Annotated in this window: 17 protein-coding genes; 7 read left to right on the top strand and 10 right to left on the bottom strand. The window is 58.1% G+C overall.

What is annotated here, in order from left to right; all coding sequences use genetic code 11:
* The first annotated feature begins 26 nt into the window (after window positions 1-26).
* Window positions 27-674 carry a hypothetical protein gene (locus ALTER154_RS10450; protein ID WP_090255843.1) on the top strand — a complete coding sequence of 216 codons (648 nt, stop codon included), beginning with the start codon at window positions 27-29 and terminating at the stop codon, window positions 672-674.
* Window positions 675-729: 55 nt separating this feature from the next.
* On the opposite strand, the gene ALTER154_RS10445 is transcribed toward ALTER154_RS10450, so the two are convergent.
* From ALTER154_RS10445 to ALTER154_RS10430, 4 genes are all read right to left on the bottom strand, one after another.
* Window positions 730-1,497 carry an SDR family oxidoreductase gene (locus tag ALTER154_RS10445; RefSeq protein WP_090255842.1) on the bottom strand — a complete coding sequence of 256 codons (768 nt, stop codon included), beginning with the start codon at window positions 1,495-1,497 and terminating at the stop codon, window positions 730-732.
* 37 nt (window positions 1,498-1,534) lie between these two features.
* Window positions 1,535-2,602 carry a phosphotransferase family protein gene (locus ALTER154_RS10440; protein WP_160086808.1) on the bottom strand — a complete coding sequence of 356 codons (1,068 nt, stop codon included), beginning with the start codon at window positions 2,600-2,602 and terminating at the stop codon, window positions 1,535-1,537.
* 208 nt (window positions 2,603-2,810) lie between these two features.
* Entirely contained in the window at window positions 2,811-3,122 is a 312-nt protein-coding gene (locus ALTER154_RS10435) for an SCP2 sterol-binding domain-containing protein (RefSeq protein WP_090255840.1), read from the bottom strand.
* A gap of 59 nt (window positions 3,123-3,181) precedes the next feature.
* The gene (locus tag ALTER154_RS10430) at window positions 3,182-3,892 is read right to left on the bottom strand and encodes a histidine phosphatase family protein (RefSeq protein WP_160086806.1); all 711 of its coding nucleotides are present in this window, start codon (window positions 3,890-3,892) and stop codon (window positions 3,182-3,184) included.
* A gap of 210 nt (window positions 3,893-4,102) precedes the next feature.
* Here ALTER154_RS10430 and sohB point away from each other — a divergent pair, with 210 nt between their 5' ends.
* Window positions 4,103-5,122 carry a protease SohB gene (gene sohB, locus ALTER154_RS10425; RefSeq protein ID WP_160086804.1) on the top strand — a complete coding sequence of 340 codons (1,020 nt, stop codon included), beginning with the start codon at window positions 4,103-4,105 and terminating at the stop codon, window positions 5,120-5,122.
* A 25-nt stretch (window positions 5,123-5,147) separates the two neighbouring features.
* Window positions 5,148-6,137 carry a YhdH/YhfP family quinone oxidoreductase gene (locus tag ALTER154_RS10420; protein WP_160086802.1) on the top strand — a complete coding sequence of 330 codons (990 nt, stop codon included), beginning with the start codon at window positions 5,148-5,150 and terminating at the stop codon, window positions 6,135-6,137.
* A gap of 58 nt (window positions 6,138-6,195) precedes the next feature.
* Here ALTER154_RS10420 and ALTER154_RS10415 read toward each other — a convergent pair whose 3' ends face one another.
* The 4 genes from ALTER154_RS10415 to ALTER154_RS10400 all read right to left on the bottom strand — a co-directional run bounded on the left by ALTER154_RS10415 (window position 6,196) and on the right by ALTER154_RS10400 (window position 11,027).
* Entirely contained in the window at window positions 6,196-6,693 is a 498-nt protein-coding gene (locus tag ALTER154_RS10415) for a DUF934 domain-containing protein (RefSeq protein ID WP_090255837.1), read from the bottom strand.
* Window positions 6,677-8,335, bottom strand: a complete 1,659-nt coding sequence (locus tag ALTER154_RS10410; RefSeq protein WP_160086800.1) for a nitrite/sulfite reductase — start codon at window positions 8,333-8,335, stop codon at window positions 6,677-6,679. The genes ALTER154_RS10415 and ALTER154_RS10410 overlap by 17 nt, the downstream gene beginning before the upstream one ends.
* Window positions 8,336-8,767: 432 nt before the next feature.
* Window positions 8,768-9,385 (bottom strand): hypothetical protein, encoded by a 618-nt coding sequence (locus ALTER154_RS10405; protein WP_090255835.1) that lies wholly within the window; start codon window positions 9,383-9,385, stop codon window positions 8,768-8,770.
* Window positions 9,386-9,392: 7 nt separating this feature from the next.
* Window positions 9,393-11,027, bottom strand: a complete 1,635-nt coding sequence (locus ALTER154_RS10400) for a methyl-accepting chemotaxis protein (RefSeq protein ID WP_160086798.1) — start codon at window positions 11,025-11,027, stop codon at window positions 9,393-9,395.
* Window positions 11,028-11,349: 322 nt separating this feature from the next.
* Between ALTER154_RS10400 and ALTER154_RS10395 the strand changes: the two genes are divergently transcribed.
* From ALTER154_RS10395 to ALTER154_RS10385, 3 genes are all read left to right on the top strand, one after another.
* Window positions 11,350-12,180 carry an undecaprenyl-diphosphate phosphatase gene (locus ALTER154_RS10395; protein WP_090255833.1) on the top strand — a complete coding sequence of 277 codons (831 nt, stop codon included), beginning with the start codon at window positions 11,350-11,352 and terminating at the stop codon, window positions 12,178-12,180.
* Between the two features lie 84 nt (window positions 12,181-12,264).
* Complete coding sequence (locus ALTER154_RS10390) at window positions 12,265-13,227, top strand: alpha/beta fold hydrolase (RefSeq protein ID WP_160086796.1); 963 nt, start codon at window positions 12,265-12,267, stop codon at window positions 13,225-13,227.
* A 35-nt stretch (window positions 13,228-13,262) separates the two neighbouring features.
* Window positions 13,263-13,964, top strand: coding sequence for a DUF1294 domain-containing protein (locus ALTER154_RS10385; RefSeq protein WP_160086794.1), 702 nt, complete (start codon window positions 13,263-13,265; stop codon window positions 13,962-13,964).
* Window positions 13,965-13,974: 10 nt separating this feature from the next.
* Here ALTER154_RS10385 and ALTER154_RS10380 read toward each other — a convergent pair whose 3' ends face one another.
* Window positions 13,975-14,874 (bottom strand): LysR substrate-binding domain-containing protein, encoded by a 900-nt coding sequence (locus ALTER154_RS10380; RefSeq protein WP_160086792.1) that lies wholly within the window; start codon window positions 14,872-14,874, stop codon window positions 13,975-13,977.
* A 123-nt stretch (window positions 14,875-14,997) separates the two neighbouring features.
* Between ALTER154_RS10380 and ALTER154_RS10375 the strand changes: the two genes are divergently transcribed.
* The gene (locus ALTER154_RS10375) at window positions 14,998-15,606 is read left to right on the top strand and encodes an FMN-dependent NADH-azoreductase (protein WP_160086790.1); all 609 of its coding nucleotides are present in this window, start codon (window positions 14,998-15,000) and stop codon (window positions 15,604-15,606) included.
* A 62-nt stretch (window positions 15,607-15,668) separates the two neighbouring features.
* On the opposite strand, the gene ALTER154_RS10370 is transcribed toward ALTER154_RS10375, so the two are convergent.
* A complete protein-coding gene (locus ALTER154_RS10370) occupies window positions 15,669-17,255 on the bottom strand; it encodes an ABC-F family ATPase (protein WP_090255828.1) in 1,587 nt (528 codons plus the stop codon).
* Window positions 17,256-17,441 lie beyond the last annotated feature (186 nt).

Here is a 17,441-nt window from a genome sequence, read left to right as displayed (position 1 = left end):
ATCTCACGCATAAGGAATGCACGGCAATGCAATACGGCGGACTGGCATGGGCAACGGCATTGCTAGGGTTATTGGCGGCGTTTGTTGCGGCGCGCATCCTGTTCAATCGTCACTGGTTTCTCGGTTGGTTGCGTGGCACCTGCGGCCTGGCATTTCTCGCCTTGGCGGCGCTGATTGGCCTGTTGGCCAACGATTTACGCAGCTACGCAGCAATTCCTGAAGGTAAGCCGCTGGCTACGTTGAGCTTCAAGGCTGACGGCCCGCTGTATCGCGTCAGTGTGCTGGAGGGAGGTCGTGAGCGCACGCTGACCATGGAGGGCGACCTCTGGCAGCTGGATGCGCGATTTCTGCAGTGGAAGGGGCTGGCCGAGTTGATTGGTTTGCAGCCAGGTTATCGCCTGGAAAAGCTCTCGGGGCGTTTTCTTTCCATCGAACAGCAGAGCCTGGCGCAGCATACCCGTGTCGAGCTGGCGCACAGCCCGTATGGCATCGATCTTTGGCGCTGGCTGCGGTTGGGTCAGCATGATCTGTTTATCTTCGACCCACAGGCACGCCGGGTAACGTACCTGCCGCTTGCCGATGAGGCGGTGTACAGCATCAACCTTACGCCTGCTGGCTTGCTCGCTGAGCCAATGAATCCGGCCGCCAAGCAGGCGCTGAAGGACTGGCAGTAAATTCCAGGCTGCAAAAAAGGGACCCGAGGGTCCCTTTTTTATTGGATTGGCTATCTCAGGAGAGGAAGCCGCCATCCACATTCAATGCCACGCCGGTGGTGTAGCTGGAGGCATCGCTGGCCAGGTACAGCACGGTGCCAGCCATTTCACTCGGATCGGCCACACGCTTGAGCGGGATGCGCTGCAAGGCGACTTTGAGGATGGCATCGTTCTTGGTCAGCGCTGAGGCGAACTTGGTGTCAGTCAGGCCTGGCAGCAGGGCGTTGCAACGAATGCCGAACTGCGCGCATTCCTTGGCGAAGACCTTGGTCATGCTGATGACGGCAGCTTTGGTGACCGAGTAAATACCTTGGAATTCACCCGGCGAGACGCCGTTGATCGAGGCCACGTTGATGATGCTGCCACCACCGTTGGCCTTCATCAGTTTGCCACCCTCGATGGACATGAAGTAGTAACCGCGAATGTTCACATCAACGGTCTTCTGGAACGCGCCCAGGTCGGTGTCGAGCACGTTGCAGAACTGCGGGTTGGTGGCGGCGTTGTTGACCAGTACGTCGAGACGGCCGAATTGCTCTTTGATCTGCGCGAAGACGTTGCTGATCTGCTCCATCTCGCCAATGTGGCAGGCAATTGCCGTGGCCTTACCGCCGTCTGCGATGATGGCATCCGCGACTTTTTGGCAGTCGTCGATCTTGCGGCTCGAAACGATGACGTGAGCGCCTTGTTGGGCCAGCAGTTTGGCAATGGCCTCGCCGATACCACGGCTGGCGCCGGAAACGAAAGCGATCTTGCCGTCGAGGTCGAACAGATGGGTCTTGGACATGGGTTTTTCCTTTCTTATGAGAGGCCTGTTCGGCCGTTTACAGCTGCGATTTATTGATGACCTGCAGGCTCATCTGCTCCAGCAGCTTGTTCATGTGAATGAACTGCGCGAAGCGTTTGTCCTGAGTCTGGCCATGGAAGTAGCGGTAGTAGATCTGCTGCACGATGCCGGCCAGGCGGAACAAGCCGTAGGTGTAGTAGAAGTCGATGCTCTTGATCTCGATGCCTGAGCGTTCAGCGTAGTAGTCGGCGAACTGCTGGCGAGTCAGCATGCCAGGGGCGTTGCTCGGCTGGCGGCGCATCATCTGGATCGGCGCCGAGTCGCCGGCTTCGATCCAGTAGGCGAGGGTATTGCCCAGATCCATCAGCGGATCGCCGATGGTGGTCAGCTCCCAGTCCAGTACGCCGATAATTTGGCTTGGGTTCTGCGGGCTGAGGATGACGTTATCGAAGCGGTAGTCGTTGTGCACGATACCGGGCTTGTGGTGGTCGGCAGGCATCTTGTCTTTGAGCCAGGCCTTGACCGGTTCCCACAACGGTGCGTCGGGGGTCAGCGCCTTGTCGTAGCGATCACTCCAGCCGCCGATCTGCCGCTGCACATAGCCCTCAGGCTTACCCAGGTCACCCAGGCCGCAGGCTTGATAGTCGACGTTGTGCAGTTCGACCATCTTGTCGATAAAGCTCTTGCACAGCTCGCGGGTCTGCTCGGCGCTGAAGTTCAGCTCCGCTGGCATCTCCGAACGCAGGATGATGCCGTTGACCCGTTCCATGACATAGAACTCGGCACCGATCACCGACTCGTCGGTGCAGTGCACGTAGGCTTTCGGGCAGTAAGGAAAACCGGCGTTGAGCTGATTGAGGATGCGGTACTCGCGGCCCATGTCGTGAGCCGATTTGGCTTTGTGGCCGAAGGGCGGACGACGCAGTACAAATTCCTGGTTGGGGTATTCGAGCAGATAGGTCAGGTTCGAGGCGCCGCCAGGAAACTGGCTGATGCGCGGCTCGCCCGCCAAGCCAGGGATATGCGCCTTGAGGTACTGGTCGATGACCGCGGCGTCGAGTTCTTCGCCTTCGCGGATTCGGGTGGACTGGTCAGTAAGCGCCATGTTTATCCCTTCTGCTTATGATGGGTGCCTAAGATAATTAGCTAATCTAATGCTGCAGCCTGTAGCTCACAAGGAATACCCGCTGTTATAGGTGGGCGTGTTGCTGCTTAATCAAGCTGCCTGATTGGCCATTTAAGCCTGGTTTCTAGCCATAAAAAAACCGGAGTCAATGACTCCGGTTTTTGGTGCCGCGCAGTAGCTTTACCGCTTAAACCGGGAACAGCTCGCCCAGCTTCATGGCCAGCATCATGTCGCCTTCGGCGCGCAGTTTGCCGGACATGAACGCTTGCATACCGTCGGTTTCGCCGCTGGTGATGCCTTTCAGGGTCTCGGTGTCCATGATCAGGGTCACGTTGGCGTTGGCGTTGTCGCCTTTCTCAACGGCGCAGGTGCCGTCCTTGACGATCAGCGCGTAGTTCTCGCCGTCTTCGATGTTGAATTGAAACACCAGGTCCAGGCCTGCAGCGGCACCGGCGTTGAATTTGGACTGCATGGTATTGACGATGTCTGCAACGCTCATGGTTTCTTCCTTTTTCTCAGGTTTTTCTAGCGCCCGTGATGGGTGCAGTGGGCCGAAGCTCAGCGATACGTGATGAGCTCCGGCGCCTTCAACAGCTGTAAATGCACATGGCTGTTGAAGGAAGCCAGGCTCACTTGGCTGCCACGAAACTTAAGGCAGCTTAGTGAGGTGTTAACAATTTGCCAGTTCAGTTCAAACGCCTGTGCAGGCGCGATACCTGTAATCAGATGCAACAGGGCGGTGATGGTGCCGCCTGAGGTGAATACGGCAATGTTTTGTTTGCTGTCAGCCTGTTCCAGCAGGCGGGTGAGGCCGCCCTGAACCTGCTCGACGAAGCCTTGCCAGCTTTGCAGGTCCGGTATGTCGTGCTCACCGGAAATCCAGCGGCCAATCAGCTTGGCGAACAGGCGCTGAAATTCAGCTCGGTTCTGCGCGCCATTGCGCAGAATGTGCAGGGCTTCGGGTTCTTCGCCAAGCATGTCCGGCAGCAGGCTGCGGATTACGGCGTCGGCATCAAACTCGTTGAAGGCAGAGTCAATCTCCAGCGATGGTGTGGCAATGCCTGCTTGCTCAAGCTGCTGTAAGGCACTGTTAGCCGTGTGCTGTTGGCGGCGCAGATCACCGCTCACACTGCGGTCAATGCGCGTACCCAGTTGAGCAAGGTGCTCGCCCAGCACTTCGGCCTGGCGAATTCCAATGGGCGATAGCACATCGTAATCGTCTGCACCGAAGGAGGCTTGGCCATGTCGAATCAGGTAGATGCTGCCCACGTCCGCTCGATTCCGCTGCGGTTAAAGTTTCGCGAGGGTATGAGGAAGCTCAAGAGCTGTCAACGTAAAAACATACGCTTGTTTGAATTGCATGAATGCGCTGAATGACTAGACCTTGCTTGCTGGCCGTGAACCCATGGCCTCGGTATGCTTGGGCGCTAATGTGCGCAGTCAGTGAGGGCGCGCAGCCATGGGGAAAAGGGGGAATACGTGGAGTTTTTTGCAGAGTACATCGGCTTTCTGGCCAAGACAGTGACCCTAGTTATTGCCATCGTGGTGGTGTTGGTGACGATTGCCGCTCTGCGTAGCAAAGGCCGTCAGGGCACGGGTCAGTTGCAGGTGAACAAGCTCAATGATTTCTTCAAGCAGCTGCATCAGCGCATGGAACATGCGGTGCTCGATAAAGAGCAACTGAAAGCCGCGAGTAAAGCTGAAGCCAAGGCTGCGAAGCAGGAAAAGAAGGCCGGTGTTCACAAACCGCGCGTTTACGTGCTGGATTTTGATGGCGACATCAAAGCCTCGGCCACCGACAGCCTGCGGCACGAAATCACTGCTTTACTGACTATGGCAACGCCGCAGGATGAAGTGGTGCTGCGCTTGGAAAGTGGTGGTGGCATGGTGCACAGCTATGGGCTGGCCTCTTCACAGTTGGCGCGCATTCGTCAGGCGGGCGTACCGCTGACTGTCTGTATCGACAAGGTCGCGGCCAGCGGTGGCTACATGATGGCCTGCATTGGCGAGAAGATCATTTCCGCGCCGTTCGCCATTCTTGGTTCGATTGGTGTGGTCGCCCAGCTGCCTAACGTGCACCGCCTGCTGAAGAAGCATGACATTGATTTTGAAGTGCTTACCGCCGGTGAGTACAAGCGCACCCTGACCGTGTTCGGCGAGAACACCGAGAAGGGCCGGGAGAAGTTCCAGGAAGACCTGGAAACCACCCATGAGTTGTTCAAGGGCTTTGTTGCCCGCTACCGGCCGCAGCTGGACATCGACCAGATTGCCACGGGTGAAGTCTGGCTGGGCCTGGCGGCGTTGGAGAAGCAACTGGTCGATGAGCTGAAGACCAGTGACGAATACCTGGCAGAACGCGCCAAGAGCGCCGAGCTGTTTCATTTGCACTATGCCGAGAAGAAAACCCTGCAGGAGCGCGTTGGACTGGCGGGCAGCGTTGCGCTGGATCGTTTCGTTCTGAACTGGTTGAGTCGTTTGAATCAGCAACGCTTCTGGTAATCGGTCCGTCATACAGAGGAAGAACATGAGCAAGTTCAGTGCATTGCAAGCCCGTGAAAGCGCAGCGGGCAGTTTCGAACAGGTGATTGTGCAGCGTGATATCGATGACTTGCCCGCCGGCGAGCTGCTGATTCGGGTCAAGTATTCCTCGCTTAACTACAAGGATGCGTTGTCCGCGAGTGGCAACCGTGGCGTGACCAAAAGCTTTCCACACACACCTGGTATAGACGCAGCGGGCGTGGTGGAGGCTTCTAGTGTGGCTGAGTTCAGCGCCGGCGATGAGGTGATCGTCACCGGCTATGACCTGGGCATGAACACCTCGGGCGGGTTGGCTCAGTACATTCGCATTCCCGCCAGCTGGGCGCTGAAACGACCTAAAGGGTTATCGCTGCGCGAGGCCATGGTGCTTGGCACCGCTGGGCTGACGGCTGCGCTGTGTGTCGACAAGCTGGAGCAAAGCGGGCTGACGCCGGATGCCGGCACCGTATTGGTGACTGGTGCCACAGGTGGTGTTGGCAGTGTCGCGGTGGCTTTGTTAACTACCCTGGGTTACCGCGTAGCGGCATCGACTGGCAAGGCGGACCAGGCGGATTACCTCAAGGCGCTAGGTGCTCAGCAAATTGTGCTACGTGCCGAACTGCAGGACGGCACCGATAAACCGATGCTCAAAGAGCAGTGGGCTGGCGCAGTGGATTGTGTGGGCGGGGATATTCTGTTCAACGTGGTTAAGTCGCTGCGCTACGGTGCCAGCGTTGCCTGCTGTGGCCTGACGGCTGGCGTCGGTTTCAAGGGCAGTGTGCTGCCCTTTATTCTCCGTGGAGTTAATCTGCTCGGGGTTGATTCGGTTGAGCTGCCGTTAGTGGTTAAGGCGTCGATGTGGGACAAGCTGTCGCTGCAGTGGAAGGTCAAGCTCGATGCACTGGTCACCGAAGTGACGCTTGAGCAACTGCCGGATGCAATTGCGCAGATCCTCGCGGGCAAACAGGTCGGTCGAGTGCTGGTCAATCTGGGTTGAATCGCAATAAACAAAAAACGCCACCCCCAAGGGGTGGCCTTTTGAATTGCCGGCAGAATCAGGCGCGGCGACGGAACAGCGGTAGCGGCTGGTCCGTTGAGGCCTGATAGACCTCGCTGAACTCCTCGAAGGCTTTCAAGGCATCCAGCGGGTCTTTGTCCTCGCGCAGGGCGAAGGCATCGAAGCCTACGCGCAGGTAGGAGAACAGCTGATCGCGCAGCACATCACCAATGGCACGCACTTCGCCTTTGTAGCCGTAGCGGTTACGCAGCAGGTAGGCGGTGGAGGTGTGGCGTCCATCAGTAAAGGCCGGGAAGTTCAGCGCGATGACCTGGAAGTTATCCAGCTGATCGGCGATTTCCTCGATTTCCTCACCCGCGTCCAGCCACACGCCCAAGCCGCCATCACGGGCCTTGAGCGCGGTGCTGTGCTCGACCCACAGGCCCAGCGGCACGATCAGGTCGTCGCAGTTGGGAATGCCGTCCAGCGTGGCGTCCTTGGGCAGCAGGTGCCAGCTTTCATCGATCAGCTGGCCGTTCTTAATGATTCGCTGCATATACGCGCTCCTTGAACGGGTCGACGCCAATACGGCGGAAGGTGTCGAGGAAACTCTCTTCTTCGGTGCGGCGCTCGACATAGACCTTGACGATCTTGTCGATCACGTCAGCCATGTCCGCTTCGGCGAAGGATGGGCCGAGGATCTGCGCCAGGCTGGCGTCACGACCGGCGCTGCCGCCGAGGGAGACCTGATAGAACTCCTGACCTTTCTTGTCCACGCCTAGGATGCCGATATGGCCCACGTGGTGGTGACCGCAGGCGTTCATGCAACCAGAGATATTCAGGTCGATATTGCCGATGTCGAACAGGTAATCCAGGTCGTCAAAACGGCGCTGAATGGCTTCGGCAATCGGGATCGACTTGGCGTTGGCCAGCGAGCAGAAGTCGCCGCCCGGGCAGCAGATGATGTCAGTCAGCAGGCCGACGTTCGGCGTGGCGAAACCGTTTTCACGCAGCTCGCCCCACAGGGTGAACAGCTGCGCCTGCTCAACATCCGCGAGGATGATGTTCTGGTTGTGGCTGTTGCGTACTTCGCCAAAGCTGTAGCGGTCGGCCAGGTCGGCAATCGCATCAAACTGCTTATCGGTGACATCGCCCGGCGCCACGCCGGTTGGCTTGAGCGACAGAGTCACGGCGACATAGCCTGGCTTCTTGTGCGCGAAAGTGTTGCGCTGACGCCAGCGGGCAAAGCCTGGGTGTTCGGCATCCAGGGCAGCCAGAGCGGCATCCTGATCGTCGAGGGCTTTGTAACTTGGGTCGATAAAGTGCGCGGCAACGCGGGCCACTTCGGCTTCGGTCAGGGTGGTCGGGCCATCTTTCAGGTGAGCCCACTCAGCATTCACGCGTTCGGCGAACACTTCAGGGGTCAACGCCTTGACCAGAATCTTGATGCGCGCCTTGTACTTGTTATCACGACGGCCGTAGCGGTTGTACACACGCAGGATGGCGTCGAGGTAACTGATCAGGTGCTGCCACGGTAGGAATTCGTTGATAAAGCTGCCGACGATCGGGGTACGGCCCAGGCCGCCACCAACGGACACACGGAAGCCCAGCTCACCGGCGTCGTTCTGTACCGCTTCCAGGCCGATGTCGTGCACTTCAATCGCGGCACGGTCGCTGACTGCGCCGTTTACGGCAATCTTGAACTTGCGCGGCAGGTGGGTGAACTCGGGGTGGAAGGTCGACCACTGACGAATGATCTCGCACCACGGACGTGGGTCGATGATTTCATCCTTGGCCACACCAGCGAACTGGTCGGTGGTGGTGTTACGGATGCAGTTGCCGCTGGTCTGGATCGCGTGCATCTGCACGGTGGCCAGCTCGGCAAGAATGTCAGGCACATCTTCCAGGTCTGGCCAGTTGAACTGGACGTTCTGACGGGTGCTGATGTGCGCGTAACCCTTATCGTAGTCACGGGCAATCTTGGCCATCATGCGCACTTGGGCGGACGACATCAGACCGTACGGCACGGCAACGCGCAGCATGGGCGCAAAGCGCTGGATGTACAGGCCATTCTGCAGGCGCAGCGGGCGGAATTCTTCACCGCTCAGTTCACCGGCAAGGTAGCGGCGGGTTTGATCGCGATACTGCTTGACGCGGTCTTCGACGATTTTTTGGTCGTACTGGTCGTATACGTACATGGAGTGTCCTGTTATCAGGCTTTTTACAGCTATCAGCGCGCACGGCCGCGCACTCCCTGCGGAGCCGGAGGAAGATACCAGCTCAGGGTTATGCGCAAAAGTGATGTTTGAGTATATGGAAAGAACTTAAAGGGATAAGAAGGCCGTTGAACATAGCCCTACGGCTTGAGTAAGCGAGCATGCTGGTCTTAACTCCAGAAGACGATTCACCCATAAACACAACAAGAGGGGTAGTACATGAGTGAACACAGTGAGCCGGATAATGCTGACAGCGTGGTCGATGCCAAGGCTATTTTCGCCTTGATTGTAATTTTCGTCGTCACCGCGGTGTTCTGGGTCAGCCAGCAATAAGATTTGGCGCAGCTAAAGCACAAAGCGGGCATTCCTTGGCGGATGCCCGCTTTTTTATTGCCCTCACGGCAGGGCTGCGACTCAGTGGCAGGTGAGACTGTCTGCCTGGCGATAGAGCATAAGCAGTTTGCGCGTAATGGACTGCTGAATATCGTCGCGCTCGAAGGTCGATAGCCGCGTCAGGCGACTAACCTGCAGGCGGTGCAGGTGGATATAGGGCATCTGCTGGTCGAACTCACGCAGATCACCCTTCATCATGATTGGCAGGAAGATATCGCCTGCCTTCTTCTGGTTGCTGATGATTTGCGCCAATGCCGGTTTGAACGGCATGGTTTTCGGTGCTGGGCCGCCTTCCTTGATCATCGTAGTCAGCAGCAAGCCAGGCTTGCGCAGGACCACGCCCGGCAGCACGCACAGCCCAGTTTTACGGACAGCATGCGCCTCGATGCCATGCAGGGTGTCGTGGAAGGCATAGGGATTGGGCAGCACCACCATCTTGCGGCCCATATCGCTGGGGAAGTGCAGGTCGTAGTTGGTGTACAACTGCCGCGTTGACTCCGAATACACGCACAGGCGGTTCTCGAACAGCTTGATAAAGCGTTCCGCCAGTTCGCGTCGGGCGATGCTGTCCAAGTCCCAAATCAGGTCCTGGTTTTGCGGTTTGCTCAGGTCGACTTCCTGGTGTTCCATGTTGCTCATTGCGTTCTCATACCCTGAACTGTCCAAGCAGACGATTGAGCTGCTCAGCCAACTGACCTAAGTGTTGCCCGGCATCGCTGGATTGCTGCGCCGCCAGGGCGTTGTTATGGGCCAGGCTGGCTGCCTGGGTGACGTTCTGATTGATGTCTTCGACCACGTGCGATTGTTGCAGTGTCGCGCTGGCGATGGAAGCGTTCAAACCGCTGAGGTTGCGCAGCCCGCTGGCGATTAACGTCAGGCTGGTTCCGGCCTGACGGGCTTGCTCGATGGTCAGCTGAGAGGCTTGGCTGCTGTCGTTGATCACCTTGACGGCTGCTTCCGAGTTGCCTTGCAGGCGCTCGATCATGACCTGGATTTCCGCTGTGGATTTTTGCGTGCGTTGCGCCAGCAGGCGCACCTCATCGGCCACTACGGCAAACCCACGGCCTTGCTCACCGGCACGGGCGGCTTCGATGGCCGCGTTTAGCGCGAGTAGGTTGGTCTGTTCGGCAATCGAGCGGATAACTTCTAATACGCTGCCTATCTGCGTGCTTTCCTGAGCCAGGGCCTGAATCACCGTTACCGCTTGGTCGATGGTGGCGGACAGCGCATTGATCTGGCGCAGGCTGCCTTCAATGTTCTGCTGACCTTGCAGCGCTTGCTCTTCGGCCGTGTGCACCTCTGTAGCGGCGTGTTCGGCATTTTTCGCCACATCCTGCACGCCATAAGTCACTTGATTGATCGCTGTGGCAACCAGTTCCATTTGCTGCGACTGCTGCTCGCTGTGCTGTTGCGATTGGCCCGCAACCTCACCGAGGTTGCGGGCAGCAGCATCGAGTTGGCCGGCAGAGTCGAGGGAGTGTTTGATCACCTGGCGTAACTTTTCGGTAAACGCATTGAAGTGACGCGACAAGGCGGACAACTCGTCGTTGCCCTGGGTATCGAGGGTTCGTGTTAGGTCGCCATCACCGCTGGCAATATTGGCCATGGCATCGACCGCGTGCCGCAGCGGCTGGGTGATGCTGCGCACGATCAGCACAATGAGCAGGGCCACCAAGGCGGCAATCACCAGGCCAATCAGCAGGGTTTTCAAGGCCTGGGTGTGAAACTCGGCCTGCACATCATCGACATAAACCCCTGAACCGATGATCCAGCCCCAAGGCTGGAACAGTTGCACATACGACACCTTGGGCACAGGGTCACTGGCACTAGGCTTGGGCCAACGGTAATTGACCTGGCCAGCGCCCTGGCTTTTGCTGATGGCGACCATTTCATTGAACAGTGCCTTGCCATCTGGGTCTTTGAAACCTGAGAGGTTCTGCCCTTCCAGTTTGGGGTTGGTCGGGTGCATGACCATCACTGGGGTTTGATCATTAATCCAGAAATACTCCTGGCCGTCGTAGCGCAGGTTACGAATGATCTCCGCAGCCTGTTTCTGCGCCGCTTCGCGGGTGATTCCGCCCGCCGCTTCCAGTGCATGGTAATGCTGCAGAATGCCCGCGGCGCTTTGCACCACATGCTGGGTTTTTTCAGATTTGGCGGCATATAGGTCGGCCTCGATCTGCTTGAGTAACAGGGCGCCCTGAATAATCAGCATGACAATGGCAACCACAAGAATCAGCCAAAGACGACGGTTAATAGGCAAGCTGCGCAGGTTATTCATGGTGGGCTCCCTGGTTGTTTAGGCGCGGGGTCGCCTCTTATAGATGATGAGTCTTGCTTCGCTACTCTAGACCTTAGGCTAATTGGTGGATTAGTGACGGCTCGGTTGGCGATTGCTTTCATCAGGTCGAGGCCAGTACAGCGTGCTGTAGCCTCAATACTCAGGTTCTCTGCTAGGATTCGCGCGGCGTGGGTTAAGTGTGTGATTTGATTATTTATTCTGCCGACCGGAACCTTTTAATAACCGGTTGGTAGGAAGCCCACGCGAGTTCGTCATCATAATGTTGCTGTTCGTGCCGGTGCGCACGTATTGAGGAGTGAGGATGGATCTTTGGGTGGCTGTTCAGGCACTGATTTTGGGTATCGTGGAAGGCATTACGGAGTTCTTGCCCATTTCCAGTACCGGACACCAGATCATCGTCGCGGACCTGATTGGTTTTGGCGGTGAGCGGGCGATGGCCTTCAACATCATCATCCAGCTGGGGGCGATTCTCGCTGTGGTCTGGGAGTACCGGCGCAAGATCCTCGACATTGTCATCGGTCTGCCCAAAGAGCAGCAGGCTCAACGTTTTACCGCCAATTTGCTGATCGCCTTTCTGCCGGCCGTGGCGCTAGGTGTGCTGTTCGCCGATCTTATTCATCATTACCTGTTCAACCCGATTACCGTGGCGCTGGCGTTGGTGGTGGGTGGGGTGATCATGCTCTGGGCCGAGCGGCGCACGCACCTGGTGCACGCCGAGAGCGTCGACGACATGACGTGGAAGGACGCGCTTAAGATTGGTTTTGCCCAGTGCCTGGCGATGATTCCGGGTACTTCACGCTCCGGTGCGACGATTATCGGCGGCTTGTTGTTCGGCTTGTCGCGCAAGGCGGCCACCGAGTTTTCCTTCTTCCTTGCCATGCCGACCATGGTCGGTGCTGCGGTCTACTCCGGCTACAAGTACCGCGACCTGTTCCAGGCCAGTGATCTGCCGGTGTTTGCCATTGGTTTTGTCACCTCGTTTATTTTCGCCATGATTGCGGTGCGGGCACTGCTCAGCTTTATCGGTAAGCACAGTTATGCAGCGTTCGCCTGGTACCGCATCGGGTTTGGCTTGTTGATTCTGGCGACCTGGCAGTTACAGTGGATTGACTGGAGCACGGCGCAGGGCTGATTGCTGTCGTTGTATTCGTTGGATGAATAAAGGCGCACCCCAGGGTGCGCCTTTGTCATAGTGGGACTTCACACAGGAGGTGCCATGCACAATACGGCCGATCATTTCCAACTCGATCTCAACGGTATATCCCTCAGTCTTTACTGCGCAGGGCCGGAACAGGGCAAGCCTGTGTGGTTATTGCACGGTTTTCCGGAGTGCTGGTATTCCTGGCGTCAGCAGGTTGATCCGTTGGTCGCGGCCGGCTATCGGGTGTTCATGCCTGAGATGCGGGGGTATGGCCGCAGCGAGGCGCCGGCGGACGTGGCGGCCTATGACGTACTGACGCTGTGCGCTGACATACGTGCGGCCATGGATCACTTTGGCCACACTCAGGTGGCAATGGTCGGCCATGATTGGGGCGCAATGGTCGCCTGGTATCTGGCACTGCTTGAGCCCGTGCGGATCAAAGCCCTCATCACCCTGTCGGTACCTTTTGCCGGGCGGCCTCGTCGCCCAGCCACCGAGATCATGCGTGAGGCCAGTGCCGGGCGATTCAATTACATCCTCTACTTTCAGGAACCTGGCCGCGCCGAACACGAGTTGGACGCTGACATCGACCGCACCCTGCGCCTGCTGATGTATTTCGAGGAGCGAAACTTGTTACTGCAGGACAAGCCTGCTGATGGCCGTTTGTTCGAGGACGACATGCAGGTGGGCGCGTTGCCCGACTGGTGCACAGAGGACGACTTTGCGGTGTATCGCCACACCTTTGCTCAGCACGGTTTACGGGGAGCGTTGAATTGGTACCGCAACTTCGAACGCAACTGGCACGTGACCGAGCCATTACAAGGGCAGACGATTAAACCGCCGACGCTGTTCTTGATCGGTGACCATGACCCGGTAGGCAAACTGGAAGCCTACACACTGAAGAAGATGCCGGAATGGGTGGATGACTTACAGCAGCACGTCCTAAAGGACTGTGGGCACTGGATCCAGAACGAGCAGGCTGAGCAGGTTAATCAGTATCTGCTTGAGTTTTTGGATCGCCATTTCCCAGGCTGCTAGAGTGCGCGCGGCTTATACCTGTTGAGAGTAAGGGAATGGAACAACGCGGCGTGTTGCGCAGCTGGAATGACGACAAAGGCTTTGGTTTTATCCAGCCGGAGCAAGGCGGGGCTGAGTTTTTTGCGCATATATCGGCCATGCGCGGCGACCGTCGCCCCGTGGCCGGGGATCAGGTGATGTACGTGCCGGGTAAGGACCCTCAGGGGCGTGCCCGCGCCGAGCATATCCGCGTTGCTGGCGAACTTGCGTTGGACCGTCCTGCGATTCGCCGTAAGCCTCGCGCTGTTAAGCCCACGGTTGCACCATCAGCGAAAGCCAGGGTGCGTCAGGTTTCGTCGATGCGCAGCCATGAGCCGATTCAGCACCTCGGACTGAAGTTAGTGCTGCTGATGGCGCTGTGTGTGTTGCCTCTAATGGGCGCTTGGCAGTCTGGTTTTGTGTGGGTGCTGGTTGCTTACCCGCTCGCCAGCCTGATCAGTTTTGTGCAGTACTGGCAGGACAAGTCCAGTGCCCAGCGAGGCCGTTGGCGCACGCCGGAAAAAGCATTGCATCTGGTCGAATCGCTGGGTGGCTGGCCCGGCGCGTTGATCGCGCAGCAGTGCTTTCGGCACAAAACGCGCAAGCTCTCCTTCCAGCTGGTGGTTTGGCTGATTGTTGCAGCCCATCAGCTGGTATGGATTGACTGGCTGGTGTTGGATGGCCAGCTGTTCGGTGAACTCTTGCGCCGTTACAGCTGATGCAGCGGCGCTAAATCGGTTGGTCCCAGCGGCTGAAGGCGTCGCTGATATGCTCAATCCATGCCCGAACGGCTGGTAGCATGCCGCGCCTGTGGGTGTACACCGCTTGCAGGTGGGCAGCAGGTAGTGCCCAGTCCGGTAGCAGGCGGGTCAGGCGTCCATCGGCCAGTTCATCCAGGCACAGGGGCGCGGGCAACATGGTAAATCCGAGGCCGCTCATCGCTGCATGTTTGCGGACGTTGAAATCCTCGATGGCCAGGCGCGCGTCCAGCACCACTTCTTGCACGCGCCCATTGTCATGCTGCAAACGCAGATGAATTTTGCGGTCCGCTTCCAGTGCGCCCAGGGCCGGCAGTTTCGCCAGATCGTCAGGTGTGCTGACCCGCGCGTGCTCCAACAGGGCCGGTGCGGCAACCATAAAGGCCTGCGCGGGCCGCAAGCGCCGGGTGATCAGCGTCGGGTCTTCATCCTCGGCGCTGCGTACGCGCAAGGCGACGTCTACGCCTTCGTTGAGCAGATCAATGCGCCGGTTGGTCTGAATCAGCTCCAGTTGCACCTTGGGATAGGCCGCGAGAAAGCTCACCACCAACTCCGAAAGCAAAGCAATGCCGCCTGGCGCGCTGACACGTAGGCGGCCGCGCGGCTCGCTGGTTAGGCTGGCCACGGTTTCCTCGGCCTGTTCGGCCTCCTGCAGCATGGCTTGGCAATGGCGCAGGTAGCGCTCACCAATGTCGGTCAATGCCAGTTTGCGCGTGGTGCGTTGCAGCAGGCGCGCGCCGAGGCGATTTTCCAGCTCGGCAATTCGTCGTGACAGGCGGGATTTTGGAATGCCCAGGGTGCGCCCGGCGGCGGCAAAACCGCCGGCTTCTACCACTTTGGCGAAGTAAAACAGGTCATTGAGGTCATGCATGGTTTTATCGTCCTATCAGTGGGACGAACTATCGCATTTACACGGACTAATCGGCCATTGCTTTCATCGATAGTATCTCCAACATCTTGATCGCCGTGGGGCGATCTCACTTTGGAGATTGTCATGAAACTACTGCACCTCGATTCCAGCATCCTCGGCGACTCGTCTGCTTCTCGCCAACTCAGCCGTGCCGTGGTCGATGCCTGGCTCGGCAGCGAACCTCAGGCGCAGGTAATTTATCGCGATCTGGCCAGCGATGCCCTGAGCCACCTGTCCGCCGCCAGTCTGGTCGCCGGCGGTACCCCTGCGGAGCTGCGCGATGCGGCGCAAAAGCATGAAGTCGAGCTGGCGGAAGGCACCCTCAATGAGTTTCTCGCGGCCGACGCCATCGTGATAGGTGCGCCGATGTACAACTTCACCGTGCCGACCCAGCTCAAGGCCTGGATCGACCGCGTGGCTGTCGCCGGTAAAACCTTTGCTTACGACGAGAATGGCCCCAAGGGCCTGGCAGGTGGCAAGAAGGTGGTGATCGTGTCCACCGCAGGCGGTATTCATGCGGGCCAACCAAGCGGTCAGGCGCACGAAGAGTATTTGCTGCTGGTGCTGCGCTTCCTCGGCATTACCGATATTGAAATTGTGCGCGCCGAAGGCCTGGCTTACGGTGATGAGCCGCGCGCGAATGCCTTTGCGGCAGCGCACGCCCAGATCGGTGGTTTGTTCGCAGCAGCGTAATAATCGCACCCAGCAAAAAGCCCGCTCAGTGAGCGGGCTTTTTTATGCCGGCTAGGAGCCGGTTAGACGATCACACCCTGGCTGCGCAGGTAGTCATCGTAGGTACCGCTGAAGTCCGTGATGCCGTTGGCTGATAACTCGATGATACGCGTAGCCAGGGAACCCACGAACTCACGGTCGTGGCTAACGAAGATCAGTGTGCCTGGATAGTTTTCCAGCGCCAGGTTCAGCGCTTCGATGGATTCCATATCCAAGTGGTTGGTCGGTTCGTCCATCACCAGCACGTTAGGCTTTTGCAGAATCAGCTTGCCGAACAGCATGCGGCCTTGCTCACCACCGGAGATGACTTTTACCGACTTGAGGATCTCGTCGTTGCTGAACAGCATACGACCCAGTGTGCCGCGGATCATCTGCTCGCCGGTGGTCCACTGGCCCATCCAATCGAACAGGCTGACGTCGTCTTCGAAGTCGTGGGCGTGGTCCTGGGCGTAGTAGCCGATTTCCGCGCTGTCGGTCCATTTCACCGCACCGGCATCCGGTGCGAGTTCGCCAACCAAGGTGCGCAGCAGGGTGGTTTTACCAATACCGTTCGGGCCGATGATGGCTACTCGCTCGCCCGCTTCAACCTGGAAGCTGAAGTTCTTGAACAGCTCCTTGCCGTCGAAACCCTTGGCCATTTTCTCGATCATGACGGCCTGGCGGTGCAGCTTCTTGTTCTGTTCGAAGCGAATGAACGGGCTGACACGGCTGGACGGTTTGACCTCGGCCAACTGGATCTTGTCGATCTGCTTGGCACGCGAGGAAGCCTGCTTGGATTTCGAGGCGTTGGCCGAGAAGCGGCTGACGAAGCTTTGCAGCTCGTTGATCTGCGCCTTCTTCTTGGCGTTTTCGGACAGCAACTGCTCGCGCGACTGGGTTGCGGCGGTCATGTATTCATCGTAGTTGCCTGGGAACAGGCGCAGCTCGCCGTAATCCAGGTCCGCCATGTGCGTGCACACGCTGTTCAGGAAGTGACGGTCGTGCGAGATGATGATCATGGTGCTGTTACGCTGGGTCAGGATGTTTTCCAGCCAGCGGATGGTGTTGATGTCCAGGTGGTTGGTCGGTTCGTCCAGCAGCAGTACTTCCGGATCGGAGAACAGCGCCTGGGCCAGCAACACGCGCAGTTTCCAGCCGGGCGCGACTTCGCTCATCGGGCCGAAATGCTGTTCCAGCGGAATACCCAGGCCCAGCAGCAACTCACCGGCGCGAGATTCGGCGGTGTAACCGTCCATCTCGGCGAACTCGCCTTCGAGCTCACCGACCTTCATGCCGTCTTCTTCGCTCATTTCCGCCAGGGAATAGATACGGTCGCGTTCGGCTTTGACTTTCCACAGCTCTTCGTGACCCATGATCACAGTGTCGATTACCGTGAATTCTTCATAGGCGAACTGGTCCTGACGCAACTTACCCAGGCGCACGTTCGGCTCCAGCATCACCTGGCCGCCGCTCGGCTCTAAATCGTCGCCGAGAATTTTCATAAAGGTCGACTTGCCGCAGCCGTTGGCCCCGATCAGACCGTAACGATTGCCGCCGCCAAACTTGACGGAAACGTTCTCGAACAGGGGCTTAGCCCCGAATTGCATGGTGATGTTGGCGGTGGAGATCACGAATCTTGGTCCAGATAAACGGGCGCACGGGCGCGAAAGGGGCGCGATTGTAGCGGTTTACGGCCGCAAAAGGCAGCGGATGGACAGGCGGAGTGTCTGTTCGACGCAGTTATCTGCTGCGGTTGCCCTTGAGCGCGACGAGTATCAGCCACTCATGCGTACACTTTGTGATCGTCGACGGCTGGC

It is taken from the genome of Pseudomonas sp. 9AZ, from assembly GCF_902506525.1.
In the GTDB taxonomy this organism is placed as follows: Bacteria; Pseudomonadota; Gammaproteobacteria; order Pseudomonadales; family Pseudomonadaceae; genus Aquipseudomonas; species Aquipseudomonas peli.
This window is presented reverse-complemented; position numbering and strand designations above follow the sequence as displayed.